The sequence below is a fragment of the Mycetohabitans rhizoxinica HKI 454 genome (genome assembly GCF_000198775.1).
Lineage (GTDB): Bacteria > Pseudomonadota > Gammaproteobacteria > Burkholderiales > Burkholderiaceae > Mycetohabitans > Mycetohabitans rhizoxinica.
Window position 1 is genome coordinate 1 of record NC_014722.1, and the last position, 26983, is coordinate 26983.

Annotated in this window: 18 protein-coding genes; 7 read left to right on the plus strand and 11 right to left on the minus strand. The window is 53.9% G+C overall.

Annotation, left to right across the window (positions count from 1 at the left end):
* Positions 1-39 precede the first annotated feature (39 nt).
* The 3 genes from dnaA (at position 40) to gyrB (ending at position 5667) form a co-directional block, all read left to right on the plus strand.
* A complete protein-coding gene (gene dnaA, locus RBRH_RS00005; protein ID WP_041753938.1) occupies positions 40-1593 on the plus strand; it encodes a chromosomal replication initiator protein DnaA in 1554 nt (517 codons plus the stop codon).
* Positions 1594-1977: 384 nt separating this feature from the next.
* Positions 1978-3084 carry a DNA polymerase III subunit beta gene (gene dnaN, locus RBRH_RS00010; RefSeq protein ID WP_041752897.1) on the plus strand — a complete coding sequence of 369 codons (1107 nt, stop codon included), beginning with the start codon at positions 1978-1980 and terminating at the stop codon, positions 3082-3084.
* A gap of 99 nt (positions 3085-3183) precedes the next feature.
* Entirely contained in the window at positions 3184-5667 is a 2484-nt protein-coding gene (gyrB, locus tag RBRH_RS00015; protein WP_041752898.1) for a DNA topoisomerase (ATP-hydrolyzing) subunit B, read from the plus strand.
* A 324-nt stretch (positions 5668-5991) separates the two neighbouring features.
* Here the strand turns inward: gyrB and RBRH_RS18475 are convergent, their stop codons facing one another.
* From RBRH_RS18475 to RBRH_RS21195, 4 genes are all read right to left on the minus strand, one after another.
* Positions 5992-6765, minus strand: a complete 774-nt coding sequence (locus RBRH_RS18475; protein WP_157864290.1) for a PI-PLC domain-containing protein — start codon at positions 6763-6765, stop codon at positions 5992-5994.
* Between the two features lie 661 nt (positions 6766-7426).
* Complete coding sequence (locus RBRH_RS16085) at positions 7427-8308, minus strand: Pvc16 family protein (RefSeq protein ID WP_232509303.1); 882 nt, start codon at positions 8306-8308, stop codon at positions 7427-7429.
* Positions 8309-8417: 109 nt separating this feature from the next.
* A complete protein-coding gene (locus tag RBRH_RS00030; RefSeq protein ID WP_232509304.1) occupies positions 8418-10583 on the minus strand; it encodes an ATP-binding protein in 2166 nt (721 codons plus the stop codon).
* Positions 10584-10600: 17 nt separating this feature from the next.
* Positions 10601-10741, minus strand: a complete 141-nt coding sequence (locus RBRH_RS21195) for a contractile injection system tape measure protein (RefSeq protein WP_370645049.1) — start codon at positions 10739-10741, stop codon at positions 10601-10603.
* 763 nt (positions 10742-11504) lie between these two features.
* On the opposite strand from RBRH_RS21195, the gene RBRH_RS00035 reads away from it, so the two are divergent.
* The 4 genes from RBRH_RS00035 to RBRH_RS00050 all read left to right on the plus strand — a co-directional run bounded on the left by RBRH_RS00035 (position 11505) and on the right by RBRH_RS00050 (position 15407).
* Positions 11505-12218: a hypothetical protein gene (locus RBRH_RS00035; RefSeq protein WP_157864291.1), complete on the plus strand. Its 714-nt coding sequence runs from the start codon at positions 11505-11507 to the stop codon at positions 12216-12218.
* A gap of 121 nt (positions 12219-12339) precedes the next feature.
* The gene (locus tag RBRH_RS00040; RefSeq protein ID WP_232509305.1) at positions 12340-13740 is read left to right on the plus strand and encodes a hypothetical protein; all 1401 of its coding nucleotides are present in this window, start codon (positions 12340-12342) and stop codon (positions 13738-13740) included.
* A gap of 42 nt (positions 13741-13782) precedes the next feature.
* Positions 13783-14586: a hypothetical protein gene (locus RBRH_RS00045; protein WP_013433776.1), complete on the plus strand. Its 804-nt coding sequence runs from the start codon at positions 13783-13785 to the stop codon at positions 14584-14586.
* Between the two features lie 119 nt (positions 14587-14705).
* The gene (locus RBRH_RS00050) at positions 14706-15407 is read left to right on the plus strand and encodes a hypothetical protein (RefSeq protein ID WP_013433777.1); all 702 of its coding nucleotides are present in this window, start codon (positions 14706-14708) and stop codon (positions 15405-15407) included.
* 57 nt (positions 15408-15464) lie between these two features.
* Here RBRH_RS00050 and RBRH_RS00055 read toward each other — a convergent pair whose 3' ends face one another.
* The 7 genes from RBRH_RS00055 to RBRH_RS00085 form a co-directional block, all read right to left on the minus strand.
* A complete protein-coding gene (locus tag RBRH_RS00055) occupies positions 15465-17816 on the minus strand; it encodes a contractile injection system tape measure protein (RefSeq protein WP_041752902.1) in 2352 nt (783 codons plus the stop codon).
* Between the two features lie 13 nt (positions 17817-17829).
* Positions 17830-19569, minus strand: a complete 1740-nt coding sequence (locus RBRH_RS00060) for a methyltransferase regulatory domain-containing protein (protein ID WP_013433779.1) — start codon at positions 19567-19569, stop codon at positions 17830-17832.
* Between the two features lie 89 nt (positions 19570-19658).
* Complete coding sequence (locus RBRH_RS00065; RefSeq protein ID WP_013433780.1) at positions 19659-21437, minus strand: hypothetical protein; 1779 nt, start codon at positions 21435-21437, stop codon at positions 19659-19661.
* A gap of 180 nt (positions 21438-21617) precedes the next feature.
* The gene (locus RBRH_RS00070) at positions 21618-22487 is read right to left on the minus strand and encodes a hypothetical protein (protein ID WP_013433781.1); all 870 of its coding nucleotides are present in this window, start codon (positions 22485-22487) and stop codon (positions 21618-21620) included.
* Entirely contained in the window at positions 22484-24166 is a 1683-nt protein-coding gene (locus RBRH_RS00075; RefSeq protein ID WP_013433782.1) for a hypothetical protein, read from the minus strand. The genes RBRH_RS00070 and RBRH_RS00075 overlap by 4 nt, the downstream gene beginning before the upstream one ends.
* Before the next feature lie 52 nt (positions 24167-24218).
* Positions 24219-25907, minus strand: a complete 1689-nt coding sequence (locus tag RBRH_RS00080) for a hypothetical protein (RefSeq protein ID WP_013433783.1) — start codon at positions 25905-25907, stop codon at positions 24219-24221.
* A complete protein-coding gene (locus tag RBRH_RS00085; protein WP_157864292.1) occupies positions 25835-26980 on the minus strand; it encodes a hypothetical protein in 1146 nt (381 codons plus the stop codon). Before RBRH_RS00085 ends, RBRH_RS00080 begins: the two co-directional genes overlap by 73 nt.
* Positions 26981-26983 lie beyond the last annotated feature (3 nt).

A 26983-nucleotide genomic window follows, 5' to 3' on the forward strand; every position in this document is an offset into this window, starting at 1 on the left:
GTGCGGCCGATACGGCGTCGCGACACCACGACAGACCACATGAACGATTTCTGGCAACACTGCTCGACACTGCTGGCGCGTGAACTGACGCCTCAGCAGTACGCGACGTGGATCAAACCGCTCACGCTGGTCGACTTCGACGCTGAAGCCAGCACGGTGCGCATTGCCGCGCCAAACCGCTTCAAGCTTGACTGGGTAAAAAGCCAATTTTCCGGGCGCATCACCGATCTGGCGCGGGACTTTTGGCAGCATCCGGTACACGTTCAGTTCGTCCTCGATCCGAAAGCCGGCATGAAGGCATCACCGGCACGGCGCGCCAGCGGCAGCCCGCTCGCCAACGCCGTGGACGCGGTCATTGCCGCGGCCTCGGGCACCTCGGCCGCCGCGCTGGCCAATGGCTCACCGCCTCAGCCGACGATGGCTCAGGCGCTGAGCACGGCCAGCGCCGCGACCGCGGACGGCAACGCGGAACTGGACTTGCCGAACCTAGACGCGAACGAAGCCGCGGCGGCGCGGCGCAACTTTCGCGCCGGGGCATCCGCGCCGTCGCCCGAGGCCGATTCCGCATACGAGCGCTCCAAGCTCAATCCGGTCCTCACGTTCGAAAACTTCGTCACCGGCAAGGCGAACCAGCTCGCGCGCGCCGCGGCGATCCAGGTCGCCGACAACCCTGGCGTATCGTATAACCCGCTGTTCCTGTACGGTGGCGTCGGGCTAGGCAAGACGCACTTGATCCACGCAATTGGCAACCAACTGCTGCAGGACAAGGCCAATGCGCGCATCCGCTACATCCATGCGGAGCAGTACGTGTCCGACGTCGTCAAGGCGTACCAACGCAAGGCGTTCGACGAGTTCAAGCGCTACTACCATTCGCTGGACCTGCTGCTAATCGACGACATCCAGTTCTTCTCCGGCAAGTCGCGCACGCAGGAGGAATTCTTCTATGCGTTCGAGGCGCTGGTCGCGAACAAGGCGCAGGTGATCATCACCAGCGATACGTATCCGAAGGAGATCTCCGGCATCGATGACCGGTTGATCTCGCGCTTTGACTCCGGCCTGACGGTGGCGATCGAGCCGCCCGAGCTGGAGATGCGCGTCGCGATCCTAATGCGCAAGGCGCAGTCCGAGGGCGTCGCGCTGAACGAGGATGTTGCGTTCTTCGTCGCGAAGCACCTGCGCTCGAACGTGCGCGAGCTTGAAGGGGCCCTGCGCAAGATTCTCGCGTACTCGAAGTTCCACGGACGCGAAATCACGATCGAGTTGACCAAAGAGGCGCTCAAGGACCTGTTGACGGTGCAAAACCGCCAGATCTCGGTCGAGAACATCCAAAAGACCGTCGCCGACTTCTATAACATCAAGGTCGCCGACATGTACTCGAAGAAGCGCCCGGCCAACATTGCGCGGCCGCGCCAGATCGCGATGTACTTGGCCAAGGAGCTTACGCAAAAGAGCCTGCCCGAGATTGGCGAGCTGTTTGGCGGTCGCGACCATACAACCGTGCTGCACGCGGTGCGCAAGATCTCCGACGAGCGCGGCAAGGATGCGCAGTTGAACCACGAGTTACACGTGCTCGAGCAAACCCTCAAGGGGTAGCCGCCCCGGCGGTCCGGAACGGCGGCCCACGATGCGCCACGGTGCCGCGTCGCGGCGCCGGCCGCCATCACCCCTATCCCGCGTGGCGGGCGGCGGCCCCCGGGGGTGCCGCGCAGCACAGAGCCCATACGCCGCCGCAGGCGCCGCCTGGGAAGCCGGCATGGTCACCCCCATATGGATCCGGTCAAATCTGGGCGTTTTTCAGGCACAATACGGGTTTATGGCCGGCGGGCCGACAGCCGGGCGCTATGCCTTGTTCAAACGCCTGTTTGATCGACCCGCCACATGCCCTGCGGCGCGGGGCCCGGGGCCGCCCCGCACCGGGCGCTATGCACGGCAATGGCGATGGGGGCGGATGAGCCGTCATATCAACGAAGGAATTCTATGCAATTGGTCAAGACCGAACGAGACACCCTGCTGCGTCCGTTACAGACGGTCAGCGGTATTGTCGAACGCCGCCACACGCTGCCGATCCTCGCCAATCTGCTGATCTCCAAAAACGGCCCGGACGTGTCGTTCCTGTCCACCGACCTCGAATTGCAGATCACCACGCGTGCCGACTTCGGCATAGGCAACGAGCAAGTCGCCACGACGGTGGCCGCGCGCAAGCTCGTCGACATCCTGCGTGCGATGCCGATCGGCGACGTCACGCTGACGTTGTCCGACAAGCGGCTGACCGTTCAGTCCGGCAAAAGCCGGTTTGCGCTGCAAACGCTGGCGGCCGACGAGTTCCCGACGCTAGCGCAGGCAAAGGACTTCGGCGCGAACCTATCGGTGCCGCAAAAGACGTTCAAGCAATTGCTTGGGATGGTCCATTTCGCGATGGCGCAGCAGGACATTCGCTATTACTTGAACGGCATGCTTCTGGTGGTCGACGGTGATCAGTTGATGGCGGTGGCGACCGACGGCCACCGCCTCGCGTTCTCATCGATGAAGACGGACGGCGCGTTCGCGCGCCAGGAAGTGATCATCCCGCGTAAGACGATCCTCGAGCTACAGCGGCTGCTGGAAGACATCGACGACCCGCTGACGATCGACATCGCGTCCACGCAGGTGAAATTCACGTTCGGCCAGGTGGAACTGGTATCCAAACTCGTCGAAGGCAAGTTCCCGGACTTTCAGCGCGTGATCCCGAAAGGCCACAAGAATACGTTCATGATTGGCCGTGACGAATTGCAGCATTCGTTGCAACGGGCGGCGATCCTGACGTCGGACAAGTTCAAGGGCGTACGGTGCATCGTCGCGCCCGGCCAGCTGAAAATCATGTCGACCAATGCCGATCAGGAAGAGGCACAGGAAGAGCTAGAGATTGCGTACCAAGGCGATACGCTGGACGTGGGCTTTAACGTCACGTACTTGCTGGACGTGCTCGCGAACCTGAAAGTCGACATGATCCAAGTCGCGTTGGGCAGCGATGCGACATCGAGCGCGTTGATCACGATCCCCGAGAACGAGCAATTCAAATACGTGGTGATGCCAATGCGGATATAACCCGCCGACCAGAACGATGACCAAGGGGCCTAGGGAACCATCCCGGCCCCTTTGATGTTTATTGGGTGTTTAAGCAGTACGCAGAACCGGAAGAAATTCATGACTGAACAGCACAATCTGCAAGCGAATTCGAGCGCGGATAACAGCTATGGCGAGTCGTCGATCCAGATCCTCGAAGGTCTCGAAGCTGTACGCAAGCGCCCAGGCATGTATATCGGGGACACCTCCGACGGCACCGGTCTGCACCATCTCGTATTTGAAGTACTCGACAACTCGATTGACGAGGCACTTGCCGGACACTGCAACGACATCCATGTGGTGATTCACGCGGACAACTCGATCTCCGTGACCGACAACGGCCGGGGGATCCCAACCGACATCAAGCGCGACGACAAGCACGAACCGAAGCGCAGCGCGGCCGAAATCGTGATGACCGAGCTGCACGCCGGCGGCAAGTTCGACCAAAACAGCTACAAGGTGTCCGGCGGGCTGCATGGCGTCGGCGTGTCGTGCGTCAACGCACTCTCCAAATGGCTGCGGCTCACCGTGCGCCGTGGCGGCAAGAAGCATTTCCTGGAATTTCATCGCGGCGTCGTGCAGGAGCGCGTGCTCGAGCAGCGCGACGGTGAACAAGTCTCGCCCATGTTGCTCATCGGGGACACCGAGAACCGCGGCACCGAAGTGCACTTCCTGGCCGACGACACGATCTTTGGCACGGTTGAGTACCACTACGACATCCTCGCCAAGCGCATGCGCGAGTTGTCGTTCCTGAACAATGGCGTACGGATCCGGCTGACCGACCAGCGCAGCGGCAAGGAAGACGATTTCGCGTTCGCGGGCGGCGTGAAGGGTTTCGTCGAATACATCAACAAAACCAAGCAGACATTGCACCAGAACATCTTCCATGTCGTCGGCGAAAAGGACGGCGTCGGCGTCGAGGTCGCGATGCAATGGAACGACAGCTTCAACGAAAATGTCCTGTGCTTCACGAACAACATTCCGCAGCGGGACGGCGGCACACACATGACCGGGCTACGCGCGGCGATGACGCGCGTGATCAACAAATACATCACCGACACCGAGATCGCGAAAAAGGCAAAGATCGAGACGACCGGCGACGACATGCGTGAAGGGCTGTCATGCGTACTCAGCGTCAAGGTACCGGAGCCCAAGTTCAGCTCGCAGACGAAGGACAAACTGGTGTCGTCGGAAGTGCGCGCGCCGGTCGAGGAGGTCGTGGCAAAAGCGCTCGAGCAATACCTGCTCGAGACGCCGAACGATGCGAAGGTCATCTGCGGCAAAATCGTCGATGCCGCGCGTGCGCGCGACGCGGCGCGCAAGGCGCGCGAGATGACGCGCCGCAAGGGTGTACTAGATGGCGTCGGGCTGCCCGGCAAACTGGCTGATTGCCAGGAAAAAGACCCAGCGAAATCGGAAATCTACATCGTCGAGGGCGACTCCGCGGGCGGTTCCGCGAAGCAGGGGCGCGACCGTAAATTCCAGGCGATCCTGCCGCTGCGCGGCAAAGTGCTGAACGTCGAGAAAGCGCGGTACGACAAGCTTCTGTCGTCCGACCAGATCGTCACATTGATTACTGCTCTTGGTTGCGGCATCGGCAAAGACGACTACAACCTCGAGAAGCTGCGCTACCACCGCATCATCATCATGACCGATGCGGACGTGGACGGCGCGCATATCCGCACGCTGCTGCTGACATTCTTCTATCGGCAAATGCCCGAGATGATCGAGCGCGGGTATGTCTACATTGCGCAACCGCCGCTATTCAAGCTGAAGGCCGGCAAGGACGAGCGCTATCTGAAGGACCAGCACGAGTTGAACCAGCACATGCTGAAGCTGGCGTTACATGGCGCGGAGTTGGTGCCATCGGAAGGCGTGGCGCCAATTGTCGGTGACGCGCTGGGCGAGCTCGCTCGCTCGTACCTGCTTGCGCAGGCAGTGGTGGACCGACTCAGCAAGCTCTATGATGAGGCTGCGCTCGAAGCAGTCATGGACGGCGTGACCATCGACCTGACGTCCGAAGACGCGACGCGGCAATCCGCGCAGGCCCTGCAGGACAAGCTGCGCGATAGCGCGCTCAAGCCGGACGTATCGGTCTTGCCGCAATATGACGCCGTGCGCGAATTGCGTTCGCTGCGCATCGAGCGGCGGCATCACGGCAATATCAAGGTCTCGATTATCGACGAAGAGTTCCTACTGACCGCGGACTTCCAGCAGCTGGCGAATACCGCGAATACATTCAAGGGGCTAATCGGCGTCGGCGCAATGATCAAGCGCGGCGAGCGGACGATGGCCGTGACGGATTTCAAGAGTGCCATGAAGTGGCTAATCGCGGATGCGGAGCGCAACGTGTCGAAGCAGCGCTACAAGGGGCTCGGCGAAATGAACCCGGAACAGCTGTGGGAGACCACGATGGACCCGGCCGTGCGTCGGTTGCTGCGAGTGCAGATCGAGGATGCGATTGCCGCCGATGGGATCTTCACGACGTTGATGGGCGACGAGGTCGAGCCGCGACGGGCGTTTATCGAGAGCAACGCGTTGCGGGCGGGGAATATTGATGTTTGAGGTTTGTCGTTTCGCAGAAAAGATGTCCTGGCTCTCAGTATGGCGTCCACGATAATTTTCTTCCGAATCACAGTCGGGAGTCGCGGGCTGAGGCCGCCTCTACGCAGGTCGCAGGCGTTGTTTGCGGCCCTGTCGCCCGTGCACTTACCCGATAAGACCTCGACCATCGTATCCCCGGTACCGATGCAGCTGCTCGGCGCGCTGACTGCGCGCGGGCGCGAACCTTACTAATCATCCATTTAACATGAGATGCAATGAATTTTAAGAGTCTCGGCCATGCCCTCAATTGAATAATTCAATAAATATTCCATTAGTTAATTTTTACTACGCATTGTTGGTGTTAGCCAATCGGCGATTTTCATCATCAACCAGTTGTCTATACAAACGCGTATCAGACCTATCATCCTTTCCTGCATAATCCATCGAAATAATGCCCGGACTGACGCCTCGCAAAACAAGATAACGAACAAAATTGGTAACCCGCTCTTTTTGATCCGCAGCCAAATTTTTAACGCTAAATAATTTCATTATATCAAAAAAATGATTAAAATCTTTTGAAACAGGATTGGCCCTCATTGGCATGTTTGTTTGTATAATGTTTAATTTATTTTCTCTATCGACATCAAGGTTGCCATGAAAATTTAGAATATGAGATCCTGTTCCTGAGCCACTGGCCTGATTGGCCCATTTCGTATTAGTATTTTTATCATAGTCCCAAAAATATTTCTTTAAAGACCCCTCCATAATACTATCTTCCGCATTTTTGACTAGCAGCAAAATATTTCTGTTTTGGCCAATCGTATTATCAATGGTCAAACTCCCAAGAGATTTTTCTGAACCTGATGCATTATTTTCAATAATACGTTGCTCGAAATCTGATAGCTGACGAATGAAGTGCCTTGCATCTCTTTTTTTGAAATGCAACTTCAGTATATATAAATTTCTTTCATCTCTGGCTGCATGACTAAGCAGCTTTTTGACCTCTTCCAGTGCATCCCCGCCTGTCGAGCCAGGGCCATGGAAAAATCGGTAAATATTACCTTCATCACGTTTTACTCGTAAATCAAAATAGCGGACTCCCGCTTCAGCTTGTCCCACCAAATCCAGGGATTGGCACTTAAAAGGGCCCGGAAATTTTTCTCCCAACCCACCGCTGCCTTGCGCTTTTTCTTTACTAAACAGATAGGTGCCTGCATCGTGTGAACCCAGCTTAATATGCTGGGTTCACCGTGTTTGAGGCGGTAGGTCTGCGTGATCTAAAGTTGGCAGATTCTCGGGTAGTCGATCCAGATTTTCAGGGTCCAGGTTACGCCGGCTGAGCGGCATAACTTGTAAGTCCATCGCGTCCTGGTCTGACGCAGCAAGCTCACCTTGATTTTTTCGTTGTTTTTTGGATTGAATATTATATGAACTTGTCTTTGGCATTGTGCACCTCATTAATAGATGGGTTTATCTATAACTTTTAATGCGTCAATGATCACTCGTTTCAGCCTCGAACTCTTAATGACGTTGGCCCGCTTGCGCCAGCGCATCAGGCTTAACGGCACCACATCATTTCATAGACAATAGGTCAATGTTAGGTTTGCATATTTAACACATCAAATTCAAAATCATCTACGTGGGAATGCCATCTCGAATTGGTATATCATTGCGGCATCTATAATGCCGTCACAGTCAAGCCAATCCTCAATTCGCCAGCAGTATCCTTCCCATACTTAAAATTCATGACACTGCGAGCACGCAAGTCAGTCTCCATTCATCAATCGGCATCGTGAACGGGAGCGTTCACTACAGTCAAATCAGTACTCACCAATAGGGAATTAGGCAAGTCCTCATCCATCTCATTCCAACGGTTGTTATACTCGTTAATCACTTCTCCTACTGCATTATTTGTCGCTTGGTCAAGTAGGCCGCTTATGTGAACCGCAGGCTGATTGGGCTCTTTATACTCACATGTTATTGCCAAACGTGCGAGCTGTGCTCGTACCTCAGGCATTGTGTTGACGTCCGACTCCTGCAGAACTTGTTTAACCAGCGCGCGCTTGAAGGGCAACGATTTATCATACTGTTCCCACTTTGACGATTCAAGTTCCGTACTGAACACGGGTGGCGCTTTTATAGGCTGATCCGGAACGATTTTAACTGGTATCGTCACTTGAAAATTCAGGCACAGGCGTGGCCGATCACCCAACGATTGCCAAAAATTCCCTAAACTTGACAAATGCTCCGTTGGTGCGATCACCCGAGAAAATGACGGCAGACCTGCCTCTCGAAGAAGCGTACCTAGCTCAGCACTGAGTAATGCATCGAGCACCGCATTCATGACTACCATCGGTTGACCGTCCGGCTTCATCCCCTCTTTCTTCAGTTGCTCCCAATACGTCACAAGATAACAACAACGTACGTTTGCTTGTCTAGCATCAAATGTCCCTGTCTTTGCGCAATACTGGCGTGATTGCCCTTGGCGTAGCTCAAGGTCTTCCTGAATGTCATAGAGAAACACACAAACGGTTGGCATATCCGGTAGCAATGTTTTGTCCGGAATATCAAAACGAATGTCGATCGACTCATCGCTGATCCGCAATAAGTATTTTTCCAACGAAAGTGCAATCGCTTTATTCAAAGTGATGATCGGCTGCATACTTTCTGACTCCTCGCCCCTATCCATGATTTAGTCTGCCATGATTGCGTCCGTCATTTAAAATTGACGTGCTTCATCAGTCCCGCCTTGCATTGGCAAAGACCTTTACTTAAAGCTGAGGCATGATCCGCCCCGTCTTGCTCAGCTCGCGGCGCACCGCGCGAGCGATATCAACCCAATTTACCGACCGATCCTGCTCGGCAGCAAGCCAGCTCGCCAGCAACGCCACGTTCCGGATTCCCGCTCCCGTCAACTCCGTGACCGCCGAGAGCCGCGTAAAGTCCACTTCCTGATCCACCGCCACCTGCTCCGGCCAGATCGCCCGCCACATGCGCTCACGCAATACGGCATTGGGTATCTCGAAGCGCGTAATAAACGTCAAGCGGCGCGTGAACGCATCATCCAAATGCGCACGGTTGTTCGTCGTCAGCACCACCAGCCCGGGGTACTGCTCCAGCCGTTGCAACAAGTACGACACTTCGATGTTCGCATGCCGGTCTTGTGCGTCCTTCACCTCACTGCGCTTGCCAAACAGCGCATCCGCCTCGTCGAACAATAATACGCCCGTGTCCGCCACCGCCAGATCGAAGATCTGCGACAGATTCTTCTCCGTCTCGCCGACATACTTGTTGACCACCGTCGACAGGTCCACCCGGATCAGATCCAGCCCTAACTCCGCGGCGAGTACCTCTGCGGCCATCGACTTGCCCGTACCGGATTCGCCATAGAACAGTGCGCTGATGCCAGTGCCATAGCCTACTTTGCGGGCGAACCCGCGCGTCAGCACCGCGTCGCGCTGCCGGATGGCCGCGAGAATCTCGTGCAGCTGCTCACGTAGGTTCTCGCTCACGATCAGGTCGTCGAGAGTGCGCTGCGGCTGCATGCGCTGTGCGAGTTGCCCAAAGTGTTGCTGGCCCCGCACGCGCAGCGCTTGGCACAGGTCAGCTTGTGCGAGCGGCGCTTGCGCCCCACGCAGTGCCCGATAGCCTTGCGCCTCCTGCAGCGTTGCAGTTAGGGTGTCCGGATTTACCCGTGTACGCTTAAGCAAGCCCGCCAGGTCCCACCCATTACTGCTAGTCCCCAGGCCAGCTTGCAGCAACCGCACATTATCCTCGTGCATGCGCGGCGGCATCGTCAGGCGCAACTTCGGCAGGCTTGCGAACGCCTCTGCTGTTCCGTGCGTAGGCAATAGGCACACAATGGGTTGACCATGCCGCGCCAGTCGTGGCTCCAGCGCCTCGAGTAGCGGCCCGTGCCGAGATACGCCTTCGGCGACGTGGTGTAATACCAATATGCCGCCGTGCAAGCGCGCCTCACGCAGCACCGCCAATAGCAGCGGCCAGGCATCCGTCGCATCGTCTGGCAACGCCCGCAGGTTGACAGTCAGGGCTGGGCGGCCTGCCTCGCTGGCTAGCTGCACGATAAGTGCCTCGCTTCCATCGCCCCCTTGCAGCAGTAATAGTGGGGTGGGCATGGCACGTGATCCACCTCCGAAACAGAACGTCGCAATCTGCTCCGCGCACGCGGCCCACGCGCCGTGACGCAGCGCGTCGCCGATGTGTGAGGTTGGGCGCCATTGTGCGAGTTCCGTCAGTGCCATGGGTAGGGACATCGTGTCCGCCCCGCTGAGATAGCGAAACACGGTCTCGTTCGCGCGCAGGTAGGCCGCATCGTCGCGCGCGCATGCGCGACCATTACGCTCGGCCGTATGCACAAGCTCATTGGGCAACAAGTTGCCTGCGCTCGAGTACAGTTGGTGGCGGTGTGCGATGCGCTCCACCGGCGTGGCGCTAAATAGCGTCAACGCGAGCTCCACGCCAGGCCAACTCGCGCCTTCATCACCTTGCAAATAAGCCATCAGTGCGTGGTAGCGTGGCTCGATGAGCGGCAATAAGCACAGCACCAGCACCTGGGTTTCAAAATGCGTCAGCCCGAATCGGTCGATAACATTGGCGAGCCGGCCGCGCGGCACGGGTGCGCACAGCGTTGTCCACGGGGGAGCGTCGCCGCTCGCTGTGCTCCAATGTGGCATGCCGCGCGGTTGCGTGCGTGTGGCTTCAAGCGCCTCCTGCGTGCACAGCAACTCCGCTATGTTAAAGCGGTCGTCTTCGCGTTGGTGCTGCCACACCAGCAGGTGCTGCAGCGCCTGATCGACGTATTCGAGCCATGACCCCAGCACCTCAAACGCATGTGCCACGCATGCATTCGCAGGCGGTGCATTGGCCAAATCAACCGTATCGGGTTGTCTAGCGCCCGATGCAAGGGCGTCTAACAAGTCAGTCGAAAGAGTTTTCATTGAAGCCACATCACGCTGATTGGGGCCGGCAGCCACGGCAGCGATACTTGCGTGAGCGGCCACGGCACTTCATTGAGTAGTATGTCGATCGCCGCGCGATCGACGCTAAACTGCAGCCTACCGTCTTCTTGCCGCAGCGTGCCCGGGCGCTATAGGAACAGCTCGCGCAGCGCTTAGCGGAATCAATCTCCTCGCTCACCGCTATCCTCGTACCCGTCTACACCTTTCAGGATTTGCAGTCCTCATGCGTCAATATGCACGTTTCTTGCAAATCTCACAACACTATTTGGCTTTACATTTAGGCAAACTAAATAACTTTGTCACGTTGTATTGTGAAGGAAACGAAATGGAATTGTGAATAAAAAAGATAAAATTCCACCGCAAAAGACGTGGATTGCATTGAATGCGTCAACATTGCAACAATGAATGTGTCAGGGAACAGCTTGTTTCCGGTTACAGAATCTCATCGCGTTTTGCACGGGCGCAGCGTTTTGACGGATCGCAAAACTGTACAGCATGGTGCCGGTAGACGCTGCTTACGCACCAGGCGCACGGCGCGCGCTCGGACTTCCGGTGAAACTTGTTTGCCCTGTTGTTCATGGCTCCATTCTCTCAAGAGTACGAGCCTCCACAGCATCCGGGGCAATTTAGTCATTGACTATTTTTAAACATAGACTAAAGTGAGTGTGAGTTCGCTGTTGGTTGGCCAGGGAACTCAAGCTGGTGGGACAGTCACCTCATCGATGACGAGTTCAGCTGCATCGGACAAGTCAGACGTATGCGGTCTTTTAGCGGCACCATTCTCAATGGATGGAAAGAAGCAGGAAGTTGAGAAAGCGTCGTGGTCCTAATAAGAAGTAGCCAACCGCTTTGCCAAAAACGCAAAATAGGGGAAAAATGATGATGTTCTTAGCTAGAGTTCTCGCTGACCCAGCCGTTCTCACCAAATTTCAGGTCGATCAGGACAATCTCACCGCAACAAGCATTCCAATTTACTATAATACTTTGGAGGGAAACCAACCGAAGACAAACAAAAATACCATTCACCTGTGGCAAACAGATGGTTGGGATACTTCCGTACAGGAGTTGAAAACATTTAAAATCGAATCCGACCAAGCCAGTGGCCCTCAGAGCTTTGACATTGATTTGGCTAATGTAAATTACTTGATAGGCTACGCGGTAGGTGAAGGAAAGGGGGCTGTCGTAACCACGCAGCGCTTAGAGACCCAAGGCGGGGGTAAATGGAATGTAATTCCGGCGCCCGATACTGAAGCACTCTCGTTTAACATGACCAATGTCAATACGACAACGGTGTCGTACAGCTTCCGCATACCGCTGGGGACGAGCGCGGAAGCCAACGGGGATTGGATCGGAGTCTGGAAAGGTTCTACGGGGTCGTACCTCTACGATAAAGAGAAACCGCCTATTAGTTTAAAGTCGATATCAATCGACGACAGCTACGGGAACGATAGGTTGACCCTTTCTAACGGCCAGCAATTCACAAGCGGCGCCAGCTACATGCTCGGCTACTTCAAGAGCGGGTACAATAGTAGTAACCCGACAGAATCCGTGCGGTCCACGCTCGCCGCCATTGTCAAATTTAAGGGTCCGTAAGCATTGAGCTGAGCCCGGGCAGATGAAGTTACCCGGGCGCCCTCTCCTGCCCCTCAGTTCAGCTGCGCGGGAAAAATCAAACATATGTCCTTTAAATAAAAAATTCAAATAGGAGGAAATGATGGTGTTGCTAGCTAAATTTCTCGCTGATCATCCTGTTCTTACCCAGTTCAATGTCGATGAGCAACACCTCACCGCAACAAGCATTCCCATTTACTATAATACTTTAGAAGGAAACCAACCGAATACATACAAAAATACTGTTTATCTGTGGCAGGTAGACGGTTGGGAAGTTCCTCCATCGATCCCAAATCTAATAAAAGAGCCTTTAATCACCGCCGACAACCCCAGCGCTTTCCAGTACTTTAACGTCGAGTTGACTCGTGCGAATTATTTAATTGCCTACGCGGTGGGCGAAGGAAGGGATGCCGTTGTGACCACGCAGCGCCTAGAGCCCTTGGGCGATGGTCAATATAAGGTCACCCCACCGCCCGAGGAGGAAGCACTCTCGTTTAAGATAACTGATGTTAATCCGACAACAGTGTCGTACAGCTTCCGCATGCCGAGTGGGACGAGCGCGAAGGACGATGGGGATTGGATCGGGGTGTGGAGGGATCCCAAGGTGTCGGACCTCTACGACAATGCACGAGAGCCTATTTACTTCTCGCCGGTAGAAGACGACGACAGCAACGGTAACGGTAGCCTGACCCTTCCCCATGCGCAGCAATTCGAAATCGGCGTCAACTATATGCTAGGCTACTTTAAGAGCGGATACAATACGCAAAACCCCTTGCGGACCACGCTCGCTGCCGTTATCTCTTTCAAAGGCCCCCCAAGGCCTAGCCTCACCCAGTTCAGTGTCGATTCTATTAACATCGACGCGACCGAAATTGATTTTCACTATAAAACGCTGGACGGGAACCAGCCAAACACATACAAAAATACCGTCTACCTCTGGCAGACAGAAGGTTGGACGGTCCCGTCAACGACGGACAAGAAGCATTCAATTACCTCTGACTCAGTCGAAGGTTCCCAGAACTTTAGCGTTGAATTGGGCCAGGCGAATTACTTGATCGCCTATGCGGTAGGTCTAACAGCAAATGCTGTTGTGACCACCCAGCGCCTAGAGTACCAGAAGGATAGCAAGCGCTACAAGATCATCCCGGCGCCCAGTGACGAGGCACTCTCGTTGAAGGTGACTCATGTCAATACGACAACGGTGTCGTACAGCTTCCGTACACCAGCTGGGACGAGCGCGAAAGCCAATGGGGATTGGATCGGAGTGTGGAAGGGTACTACGGTGTCGAAACTATACAACGATGCGGAAGAACCCCTTGGCTTAAAGCCGATATCAATCGACGACAGCCACGGGAACGATAGTTTGACCCTTCCTGACAGCCAGCAATTCGCGAGCAACACCAGCTACATGCTCGGCTATTTCAAGAGCGGATACGATCAGAACAAACCAAACGAACCCGTGCGGACCACGCTCGCCGCCATTGTCCACTTCAGGGGTCCCTAAGCACTAAGCAGCATCCGGATAGGCCTTAAACTAGGAGGCGATATGATAATAAGCCCAGGTAGGTTCCACTCTCAGCTCACTTCAATCACTGTCGAGCCGGAAGACATCAAGTCAACAATCATACCCTTTCGTTATGACACGCTGCCTGGGAACCAGCCGAAGGCAAATAAGAATATCGTTTACCTTTGGCAAACAAATGGAGAAGAGGTTCCCTTCCATGAAGACCCGCAGCGAAAATCGATGCTCATCGATTCTAATCGGGCTGATAATCTCATCAACTTCGACGAGCTCTCGCTGGCTAAAGACTCGTATTTGATGGCCTACGCGGTAGCGAATAGCGTGAACGCCGTTGTGACCACACTACTCATCAAGGGCGTGGGTGACGGCCGATTTGACGTATCCCTCCCAGAAGATAAGCTGGCGTTCTCAGTGGCCCAGGTCGGCTCGACATCATTGTGTTATCAATTTTGCGTGCCGAGAGGAATGAGTCCGAAGGACGATGGCGATTGGGTCGGACTGTGGGAAGGTTCTACGGTTTCGGAACTCTACTACAAAAAACCCCTATTCTCCTCACCGGTGTTAAGCGACATCAACAGCGGGTACGGTGGACTGACGCTGCCTGAAGGCCAAAACCTCATGAGCGGTATTGAATACATCCTTGGTTACTTCAAGAGCGGATATAAGAAAGATAAGAAAATCGATAAAGAAGGGGGCAGTAAGGAAGAAGATAAGAAGGACGAACAAGCAGTGGAAAGTAAAGAAGAGGATAAGAACAATCAAGGAGGAGGTAAGGAAGACCCCTTGCAAACCACGCTCGCCGCCGTTACCATCTTTACCGGCCCATAACCGCGGGGCAGCACCTGGGCGGATGATGAAGGGCCCGGCGAGCGCCCGCGCCTGAGTTCAGCTGCGCCAAGTCAGTCAAACGTAAGCGCTCCTTTTTCTCAAACTAAGAGGGAAAAACGATGGACGAGCCCTCCTCCCAAGCAACTTCGATCACTCAGTTCACTGTCGAAGCGGAGGACATCAAGCCGAGAATCATCCCTTTTCGCTATGACACCCTGCCGGGGAACCAGCCGAAGACAAACAAAAATACTGTCTATCTCTGGCAAACGAAAGGAGAGGACGTTCTCGTCAAAATCACGCCTTTCAGATCGCAGTCCATCAGTCGCAACGAACCTAACGCCTCGACCAACTTTACGGGGCTTTCGTTGAGTAAAGAGCCGTACTTAATGGCCTATGCGGTGGATGATAACGTCAAGGCCATTGTCGCCACGCTGCTCATCGAAGGTGTGGGCGACGGTCGATTCTCGGTATCTTTTCCCACGGATAGCCTATCGTTTTCGGTAACTCAGATTGGCCCGGCATCGTTATCGTACCGGCTCTGCGTGCCGAGAGGAATGAATCCGAAGGACGACAACGATTGGATCGGACTATGGGAAGGTTCTACGGTGTCTGAGCTGTACTACAAAAGACCTCGATGCTTCTCGCCGGTGCCAATCCACACCAACAAGGGGAACGGTGTGTTCGCCCTCCTTGAAGGTCAAAACATTGAGAATGGCATCGAATATACGCTCGGCTACTTCAAAAGCGGGTATGACGAGCAAAATCCCTTGCAAACCACGCTCGCCGCCAGTACCACCTTTAAGTGGGAAGGGAGCGAGTAGTCCGTAGTGCCTACCACGCTCATCTTCAGCACGACGAGTGCGGTAGGCACTGACTCTTCATCTGCGCCACTCCACGCAGAACGAGTCGTTACACCATGGCAGCCACACCTGCTCAAATGGCCACGGAATCGCGTGTAATAGCACGTCAGCCGCATGTGGTTCAACCTGCAGCGTCCAACGCTTATTGGGCTGACGCGTCAGTATGCCGGGACGTTGCAGGAACAATTGCCGCACATCAGTCACACCGCAGCGGTGCAACCCCGGCAGGCGAGATGGCAACGCCGCGAGCCAGCCGTTCAGTTGCGCCCTCACCGTTGGATCAGGCTGCCAATCGGGTAACATAGCGTCCAGTGCCACACCGCACAGTAGTTTATTAACCGGTGTGCGCCACTCGGCGACCGTGTCATCCCCCCAAGCCAGTTCATCAAGCCAACCCGCAGCAATCAATGGTGCGCTGGCATCGATAAAGTGATTGGTATCATCGAGCAGCGCAAGCGTGCGAAACAAGCCTGGCAACATCGGCCACAGCAGCACGAGACCCGCGCTTAAGACGGCAAGCTCGGCTAGTAAGAACGCGGTGCTCCGGTCACGGCTTCTGTTTATACGATCGGGAGTATCTGGTGGCACAGATGCATCTGGTCGAACAGTACGTTGTGCGGGCACCGCCTCTGGAGCCGACCGATTGGATCCTGCGATAGCATCCGGTAGATCTGTGGCAGATGGAATGTCTTGCGCCACACGGGCTAGGCTATCCGCTTTAGCCGGTTCGAGGTACTGAGCCTCATAAGCAGCCCAGATATCCTGTAGCGCCGGTATCGCACACAACTGCGCCAACCGGTGGCGCACTGCTGGGTGCAATACCGGGTTCACTTGTAACCACCGCTGCAGACGGGTTCGCGCGGTACGTATGGCCTTCTCGGTGACCTGCATTGCGGAGGATGTCGGCATTGCCGGATGTGACTGAAAAGACTCCAACGCAGCCCACAACAATGCGTCATCAGTATCCGCCACCGGTTTATTGCGCTCAAGCGTGCGAAACACGCCCGGCAACAGCGGCCAGAGCAGCCCAAAACCAGTGCTGAAACCAGCGGGCTCGCTCGGCATGATCGCGGGGTTTATCCGATAGGGTATATCCGGTGCGCGCACGGATGCATCTGGCCAGATGGTAGCTTGCTGCGCGGGCACTGCTTCCGGAACCGGCCGATTGGACCCTGCAATAGCGTCCGAAAAGTATGTGGTGAGCGGAATGTCTTGTACCGTACGAGGCAGGCTCTCCAGCTTAGCCGGTTCAGGGTGCTGAGCCTCATAAGCAGCCCAGATATCCTGTAACGCCGGTATCGCACACAGCTGCGCCAACCGATGACGCACTGCTGGGCGCAACACCGGCTTCGCTTGTAGCCACCGCTGCAGACGGGTTCGCGCGGTACGTATGGCTTTCTCGGTGATCTGCATTGCGGAGGATGTCGGCATTGCCGGAGGTGACTGAGAAGTCTCCAACGCAGCCCACAGCAATGCATTATCAGTATCCGCCGCCGGTTTATTGCGTTCAAGCGCACGAAACACGCCCGGCAACAACGGCCAGAGCAGCCCAAAACCAGCGCTGAAGCCAGCGGGTTCGTTCGGCACAATCGCGGGGTTCATCCGATAGGCCATATCCGGTGCGCGCATGGAGGCATCTGGCCAGAGGTTACCTTGCTGCACGGGCACCGCCTCCGGAGCCGGCCGATTGGACCCTGCAATAGCGTCCGGGGAGTATGTGGTGAGCGGAATGCCTTGTACCGCACGGGCCAGGCTATCCAGCTTAGCCGGTTCGGGGTGCTGAGCCTCATAGGCAACCCAAATATCCTGTAGCGCCGGTATCGCACACAGCTGCGCCAACCGGTGACGCACTGCTGGGTGCAATACCGGGTTCGCTTGCAACCATTGTTGCAGCCGAGTTCGTACAGTGCGCATAGCGCTCTCGGTGAGCTGCGTCACAGGTGCTGCCGGCATCGCTGGATGTGCCTGAAGATTCATCATCGCGGAAAGAGACGGTGCATCTGGCGCCGTCCCAACGCCCGTGTGCAGCCAGCGAATCCACGCCTGAAACCCATCATGCGGTGTTGTCGAATCTTCATTGGCCCTGCCCTGCTCAGCACGTGCCAATTCCTCGATAAGCGCCTGCTCCACTCGCTGCAGCAAGCGCGTTCGCCATTGCTCTTTCCAGTCGGACGCATCCAACACACCCAGATCAATCACCAGCCGTTTGATGAGTCTGGGACGGGAGGCTCGCTTCGCTAAACGATGGATGAGCTGATCGAGATCAGCAAGCACACGCTGGTGAAACAACTGGCTGCATTCACGCAGCAACGCGTGACCATCAAATTGCTCAGCCTTGAACGATAAGCGCAGTCGGTCAATCTTGGACACGGCTGCTCTCCAGTCAATTTTCTGGCGGACTGAACGAGACAATCGCTTCATTAATCGATTGCCCAGCTGTACTTGACGCCTCCCCTGATAAGGTCATCGCTCGCACCTGGCCGTGCTCGGCATCCTGCCAGTGGCCGCCTGGTTCGTCGTTTGCCTGTGCGACCAGCAATGCCGCCCGCGCATAATGCCGCAAACGTGCGATGAGCAGTTCACGCAGCGACACATCACCGTGCTCAGCAAACGTAAGCAGCCCTTCTTCCACAGCACCCGACAGTGCTGTGAGTAGCGCAGCGATCGACATGTCCCCCGTCAAGCGGGGTAACAGAAGGATATCAATGGCTGTAAGCTGCACAGGCCGGTGAAGCAGGTTCGCCGTGGCCCGCGCGCCGGCTGCGGCATCGCTGCGCGCCAGTGCACTGGCACAGCAAAATGTCCTATCCAGTTTATCCTCCAGCGCCGCGCATTCCAGTGTGCTCGCAGATTGTGCGCACACCGGTTCCGTGCGCGCGATCGCGAGCCCGCCCACCACGAGGTAAAACAGCGCGTCACGTATCGCCGCTCGAACGGGCTCTGAAATGCCAGGTCCCACCGCAGCCGCGCTCAATTCATCCAACGTACTCGAAGCCGGATACCGTAAGATAAGCGTCTTCAAAGCCGCCTGCACAATAGGATCGGACGTCCGGTATTGACCTTGAGGAGCATGCAACACCCAAGCGTCATTCTCCTGCTCGAACCGGTAAGACCCGCACAAAACGACGTGCAGCTTATCCATATGCGTAGCCCGCAATGTGCGCTCAATCGTCCGATGATCATGCACGAGCAAGCTTTCGCGAAACGGGCGACCCGAGACGAGATCACTCATCTGCTCATTCGCAAGTAAGCGATCGCCCGTCCACGCTCGGATCGCGGCCGCCCGCTCGGGAGCGCTCAACTCCGGCAGCATAGTGGTTAAGCGCGCCTCGCACAGGAACACCAGCCCTTTGGCTGCCTGCACGAATTCGCTGAATAAGCACGGTGCGTTGGTGGCAGCCAGATATTCATGCATCAAATACGGATCTGAGCGCTGCGCCAAATCGTCGATGATGGCACATACTGCCGAGCCATACATCGAATCAGACGACGCATGCGTTCGTAAAAAACTCAGCATTGCACGCAACTGCTCGAGCTGCTGGGCTGGCTCCGCGTCCGCTGAAATGTGCCACAATAACGCATCCCGAATCGCCTGCCGCTGCCGCCAACCCGGCAGCACGTTATAGCTAACGTACGCGATTCCGTCGGGTGCCAAATGCTGTTGACAAATTTGCATAATCGCCGCGCGTACCGCGGGCGGCACCCAGCTGTAGACACCGTGACAAATAATGTAATCGAATAGGCCCAATGTGCCAGGAAGCTCGAGCAAGTCGCGGCGCTCGAGGCGTACATTGCGCAGCCCCGAGTGGACAATGCGTTGTTGCCCATCCTCAATTTGGACCGGCGACAAATCGATACCCACACACACCGACTCAGGAAATTCAGCGGCGAGCGGAATCAAATTTCCGCCAGCCGCGCAACCCAGCTCCAGAATCCGCGCGGTACGCACTGGCGGCGCGGCAAGTCCAAACAGTCCTGCCAGCGCAGCCAGTGCTCCTGGGTGTGTCTGCTCGAACGGATACGAAGTGTACGGCAAGCGGTCATACGTCGAGACAAAGGGCGCAAGCGCTGTTGCCGCGGTGTCTTGAACGGCCTCATCAGTTTGTAGTTGAGTTTCTAACATAAGCCTCTCGAGAAGTGGGACAGTTTGCCATTCAGCCAGCTCATACGGCCCCCTTTCAGGTGCATGACCTAATCATCGAACGGATGACGTCATACGATGACCGACCCTTTGAAAACCATCCCCAAAGGCGAGGACTCGTCATTGGCTGCTTTGATTGCAACAAGGTACTGTTCTTTTTTTTCTTCCAAATTCTCGATTACTTTCATCGAGATGGACCGCGCGGAATAATTAAGCGTTTGCACTTTATCAATAGACTGAATAGCAGAATTTCCCCGTTTAATTCGATAAATTCCAATGGTATTTTCCTCTATCGCGGCGAAGTAATCTGCATTTTCACCGATGGCTAGCCCAGAATGAGGCAACTCACATTCGTGCTCCTCTTTAGTCCAATTCTTTCCGCTTTCCTCTTTGAAGAAATATATTTTCTCTTTATCTCCCACCGCTGCAAATTTTCCATTTCCACTTAACGTCACACAAGTTGGAACAACAGAGGGAGGAAGACCATCATTAGAAGAAAAATCGTTACTTTTTTCGTATTCTTTCTTTACGTCACCATCACCTTCATTATCGCCACCACCATCATCATCAGCAGCATCACTAAAATAATATACACTGACATCTTTTTTGTCGCCATCCAAAAAAATTACTCGACTCCCATCCGAACTAAAGCACAATGGCCCACGAAAACAAGTTTCTGGACAAGATTTCGGTTCAAGTTTAATTTTTTCATCCCTATAGCGTGTAGTACTGATATCTACACTGTAAAACACAGGTTCTTCTTCGCATACGCCAATACCAACCAATTTATTATCCAAAACAACAATCGAATTCCCCACAATTTCCCCAATATCCTTTCTTTCCTCCTGATCCAAAAACATTAACGAATTTTTTTTGCTATCCTCATTACGAGTCAAAACAGAAAACCAACCGACATTCGAGCGATAATTATCGTAACGACCACAAACGGCATCCGCCCATAAAAAATCTTTAACTTTAGACCCAAAAGGCACACCATTTTCATCAAAAACAGAACGAAGTAAATTGTATATTTTTTTTAACGACTCCTTTCCGAGATCCTCAAAAACCTCTTTTGAAAATATATCGCTTTGCTTTAAACAAAGCCCTTTCGAAATGTCTTCAAAATGACTCTCGGCATCGAGATTCAGACTTAATCCGCCATTAAATTTTACGCCCCTTATCTTATCAAGCTGGACACTGAATTTATTTTGATTATTTCCCTCATCCGGGATGACCAGCCCCTTTCCTTCAAATATATCTAGTTGCAAGGTAGAATCGAGCTTGAACCCACTATTCTCCTTGCACTTCAATCCCAGCCCTTCTTTTTTATCCAAGACTAATGCGTCTTTGCTCTTGATTTTTAGTTGGACTCTTTTATTATCACCACCCACACTAACCTTTGTCACCTCAATTCCATAGCCCGCCTGCAAAGCAAGCATCGTCACACCGCTTTTATTTTTTTCGCCCTTCAACTCGTCTTTAAAAATACATTTTAAACCTTTATCATTCGAGCCGATTCTCCGATTTTGGTCTACCTTGACAGCCACACTACCTGTCTTGCTGGTCATTGACCGTTTTTCATCCAAGTACACAGATAATTGATAGTTATCGTTGGGCAATTTATTCAAATATAACCCATTCTCCGGCAACTCTGGCTTTCCCTCTGAATCGATACCAATGGCCTTAAAACATTTCGACAGTCCATCCAAAATGGCATCGAAGTGCTCCTGTCGTGGAACATGTTTGGCTTCAAAGCACGATTTCAGCTTTGGCAGCGACCATGGATCCTCTACAGCGGAGCCCTCTTCATTGACCTCTTTTTCCGCATCAGGGTTTTTATTCGATTCCATTACTCACCATTCGATCGAGTCCCGCTGATTCCACGCTTTGATACGAAGATTCTACTCCGCTATCTAAATTTAACGTTTTCATCAACTTTCATCGAATCGCCCTATTTTTCCGTTAAGAATTGAAAGTAGCACTTTACCGCCTTTTCCACTACGTGCAGCGCTCTTGTTTATCCGGATTTATCATGTATCGTCCTGTGCAGCTTTGCATAAAAGCTGATAAATATCCTTTAGGATCAGGCGACCTTCTGTATCCTTATCAAGTTTTCTAAATGTGTCAACATCACAAAGCAACGTATCTTTCTTTACACGCAGAGTATTTTGGCCATTCTCTTCTATCTTCTCTATCACGTTATCTTCTTCTGGATTAATCAGCAAATCGACAGCATTGTCACCATTAAAAATCAAACCACTATCTTTTGCCAGATTGAGTTCGAGATTTTTATCTTGATCATTCCACTGCAATCCTTCACCCAGCACAACCTCAAGTGGCCCATTATCGATCTTGATGGCAGGCCCGCAATGGATCAGCACGCTGTCTCCGTTTGTGCTGTCAAACCTCAAACCTTTATCCTCTTGCAACTTCATCGCAAGAGTTTCTTTGCCCATGCTCCTCATAATCTCCAGTCCTGGCCCCGTTTGGATCTGAAGCAAACCTTCTCCCTCCAACTCCGAACTGAAAACAAGCTGAAGCTTTCCATCATCAGAAACCTGTAACGCGCCGTCCGGGTTCGTTTTCAGTTTCAGTGCCTTTGACCCCTCTTGCTCGGCGCCTAGCTCAGTTGTCCGGCCGTCACACTTGACGCTCAGCTTCAACGGACCGTCCAAGTTTGTCGACGGCGGGGACAGCTGCAAACCCGCTCCCGGATTACGATCCACTGCCCCAACTGCTTGACAGGCTTCTTGCAACAGGTCTAATAGTTCGGAAAAGTCAGCTTCAGTCGGGACCTGCCCCGCTTGAAAATAGCCTTTCAGCTCTGCAATCCGGTCTCTCAGCGGGCTATTCCGAACGAGCGTATTCTGCGGCATACCGTTTTCATCGTCTGAATTCATGTCAACTCATCCTCTTTTTCTTGACCTGCTCTCACTAAAATCCGCCATATTTCTTGACGCTGGGCGAGCGGCATTTTTTCAAACGTTTCAACCGAGACCAAAGCGCCCGGATCGAACGTCAATTGACCGCTGCCGTTCAGTCGCAGCGCGTTGCCTTCGGCTGTATGCACATGGAGTCCGCTTTCATCGAGCGCCAACGCTGTGTCCTGAGCCAGCGCGACGTGCAGCCCGTCCTGAACATTCACACCGCCACCGCAAACCACTGCCAGCCCCCCGCGGGCCGTAAGCCCGCTAGCCACCGCCACCGTTAAACCCTGCGCCGTGGCTTGAAGACCACCCACAGGTTGATTCTTGCTTTGCCAATTGCTTGGCACCACTTTTTCGGCACCGCCCACCTTTTCTACCGTCACGCCGCGCCCCGTTTGCACAGCCAGGCAGCCTTGGCCATCATGGAGCACGGGGTGGCACTTCACATCGATCCCTTTGTCATCAGCCACTAAGCATGTGCTGTCGTCAAGATGGACCGTCAGGCATGATTTTTGATCGATACTCAACCCGCTTTTCTTATCCAGATTCAGCGCAAGACGGTCTTGTTCCAATCGCAGTCCATCACCTGGTACGACTTTCGTTAAATCCTGTGTCATGCCCAGCGCGTCAAACAACGCTTCGAGCACATTGAACCATGACACGTAATGTTCGGGACACGGTAACTTTTCTGTCTGAAATGCCTCCTTGAGTTGCACAATGACCGATGCCAAATCACCCGTGACTGCCTGAACCGGTTGCTCTGAAGCAGCTGGCACAAAATAAACTTTGGCCAGTTCAATTTTTTCCTGATCATTGAGAATGCCATTCAAATGCACATCTTCAGACTGGCTCAAAATACGCAGTTTACCGATCGCAGCGGGTTGAGCGGTCGCTTCTAAAAGCTTCCATATCTCTTGACGCTCGGCGAATGACATCTTTTCAAAAGTACTCACTGAGACTTTTGGATTAAGCGTCAATTGACCGTTCTCGTCAATCTGCAGCGCATTGCCTTTGCCTGTACACACACGCAGACCATCGGCATCGAGCGCTAACGCTGTACTCTTAGCCAGCACGATCTGCAGCCCCTGCTCGGCGCTCATGCCTTTGCCGCACATCAACGCCAGCCCCTCTTCGATAGTAAGCCCGCTACCGGCTGCCTCCACCCTTAAGCCGTCCTCCGTAGCCCGAATACCGCCCACGGGTTGATTCACGCCTTGCGGCACCACTTTTTCGACACCACCGACCGTTTCGACTCTCACGCCAAACCCCGCCTGCACAGACAGGGAACCTTCGCCATCATGAAGCACGGGGCGGCATTTAACATAGATACCGTTGTCATCGGCCGCTAAACATGTGCCACCGTCGAAATCGGCAAACAGATACGGCGCAGATGCGTTGATTTTCAACCCGCCCTGCGCCTCCAGATTCAGCGCAAGACGGTCTTGTTCCAACCGCAGCCCATTACCCGGCACAACTTTCGTCAGATCTTGCGCCATGTCCAGCGCATCACACAATGCCTCGAGCACGTTGAACAAGAGGACATAATCGCCTTCGCTCGGTTTTCTACCGGTCCCGAAGCGCTTTTTCAAATCGGCAATTTTAACTTCCAAACGGGCGTCCAATATTCGGCGCATGGCTTCTTGCAGCGTCATAAGCTCCTCGCCGGTAATATCAGCAGCGTCGCGCTCAAATATCGCATGGTGTCTAGTACTGTTTATCCGTTAAAATATACATCACTTCATTTTTCTTAATGGCCTCTTCGTCTTGATAAGTCCCATCAGGATTAAGATGCACATCTCCATCTGTTTTATAGAGAGAGAGCGTGCCAATGCCAGCCGGTTGATCCGGCAAGCGGCTCAGTGACAAGAGCTCTAGCAGCTGGTACGCCTCATTGCCAAACGGACAACCGCTATTTTGCCAACCATTGTACGCATGTCCAAAGGAACGGAACGCGCTACGGTTCAACCAGTGGACAGTCGATTGGATATGACACGGAACTTCATCCCGCACAACCTGCTCGACCCACTCAATAACGTCGCTGGGTTTAGAAGACGGAGAGAACCAATCGTTATCGCGATTCAACACGACGCCGATGCTAAACGAAAACTGGTCTGTCAAGGGTAACGAACGCTCGACGTAGCAGCGCCGAAGTGTTTTGCCATCTCCGTTGGTTCCTGGCCACTGGGCGCCATTGCCGCATTTCGCTACAAAGGTGCCCTGCGATATGTTCACCTGCTCAACAACCACTTTGATTGAATCACCGGGAATGTTTGGATTAGATGGAATAGCGATCGTGTCTCCGATCTGTATCGCTGTAGCGCTGGAGGCAATTTGGCAACGCTTTCGCTGATTATCGAGTAAACCAGATTGATCAGCAGCATAGACGAGTGGATAGTCTACGCCCCACATCCATTCGCTCAATGTCTCGCAAGACAACTGCCACGCTTTATTGGATACACCATCCAAAATGTATTCGGCATCGACATACAGCTGGTTATTGTGCTGCAGATCGAACGATAGCGTAATAGACCCTCCGTCATCCTTTACATTCGAAACAACCGCCCAAGGATAAGCACTAACGTCGGGCGGTGGAGAACCGCCTGCCACAGTCATTTTGAAAATTTGTCCGATTTCGGGAACATCTGCTCCCTTTATAAAGCTCAGAGCTAGTGCTTTTTTCTCCGTTTCCTGTTCGTCTAAAAATTCAATGACTGCGTTAGACGCAGGTCCCAACTGAATGGATTTTCTGGTTTGCGGCGGTAACAATAGCCAATATTCGATCAAGTAAAACGGCAGATTGTTCAGCTTGTCGCCGCGAGTCAGCGCAAAGAGTTCCGCGCCGATGCCCAATCGAGCGGCAATTCGCTTTTGAAGATCGGAGATCTGACCGATCTGGACATTGGCACGATTGTAGGTCAGCGTACAAAAATGTTCGAGGTAACCTTGCTGAAGCTGAATAAATTCACGAAACCGCGCCTTATCGCGCAACACGCCTAAACCTTGCTGAACCCCAAAATACCCCAGCAGATAGTCGATAATCGCGAGTTCTTTGGCCCCATCCTCCGAACGCTCAACCATACAATCGGTTAGGTCCTTTTTCCAGTGATCGAACAAGTCATTCAAGCGAGAATCCGGCAAATAGGGCCACTGATATCCCCATACGTTCCCTGGCGAAGCTTGCTTCAAGGTGTACCGGTCGAATGCCAATAATTTGGCAACATTGGCCGCTTGCGCTATGCCGTTTGCGATCCACTGCTCGAATGGCAAAAAGAATTGGTATTGGCGCTGCAGACGATTTTTTTCATCCAACCCCTTGGTGCTTAATATCCATCCTGCAAACCGTAGCATGGCGGGATGCGGTTGCTCGCCGGTGCGTAAGTATTGCCACGCCAACGGCCAATCGGCACACCCGTCGGTGTGTCCGTGACGATGGAGGGCTGCGCATCTTGGATCGCTTGTTTGAGAGCGTCTGGGTCAATAGTTTGTAGTTCGCCTCGCTTAAATAAGCGGACTTTAGGTGACTCACCGGTATTACCGGTTAACGAAGCAATCGGATCGTCCCCCCAGGCGACCGGATAACATGCCGGGTCAATCATCATTGTCCAGGACGGTATATCGCCGATTTGCAGCTTCATCATCCTATCGACCCCGGCAAGCGCCAGTAATGACTGAGCAAGTCCACTAATATCGACGACACGGGACTGTGTGTAGTCAACGGGAACGGGTATTGAGGTGATCCAACCGTTCTGTAATCGTGGGCCATCGTAGACAGCCTCCGCCGGAATGCCTTGCTCGATGAGCTGCCGCGCCCCCGTGCGCATCGTCGGTGAACTGATGCAAGCATCGACCTGTTGATAAAGGGCGGCCATTGTCTTGACCGGATCCTGCCACTCATCGTCGAGTTCGATATCGATTTGCACGTCCACATCTTGGGGCTCGAGCCAGATGATCCTGCGCACCTGCTCACACAGATTACGATTGTTTTTCAGACACGTTTGCAAGGCCTCCTTCGCTTCTTCTTCATCGATGCCGCGCTGCTTCGCCACATACAAGTGGTATCCGCCTAACAAACAGAATTGATTGGTCTCCAGTTGCGAATGATTGRAAGGCAGATTGAAATCGAATCGGAAACGGCGATTGTTTTCATCGTACCGATAGCTATATATTTGTTTGAGATCGAAAGGCTCTCGTACCAACTGCGCATCCATAAAATAAAAGCCCTGCGATAGGGCTTCGGCCTGCGTTGCCTCATCCGAGCGCAAATCCAGAATCGCGCGCCGATAGTCGTTTTCCGTGACCGGTGAGCATGTTAGTGCCCAATCTGGACCGAACGTCAATGGAAAAATTCGCTTCCGATTTTTTTCTTCACGCCGTTGCACATCCGCGGGATTGAGCGTCAGCAGATCCTTGAGCGGATGCGTGTGCCGATAGGCTAGATCGGCCACGTTATAGGTGAGCGCCTGCAAGAA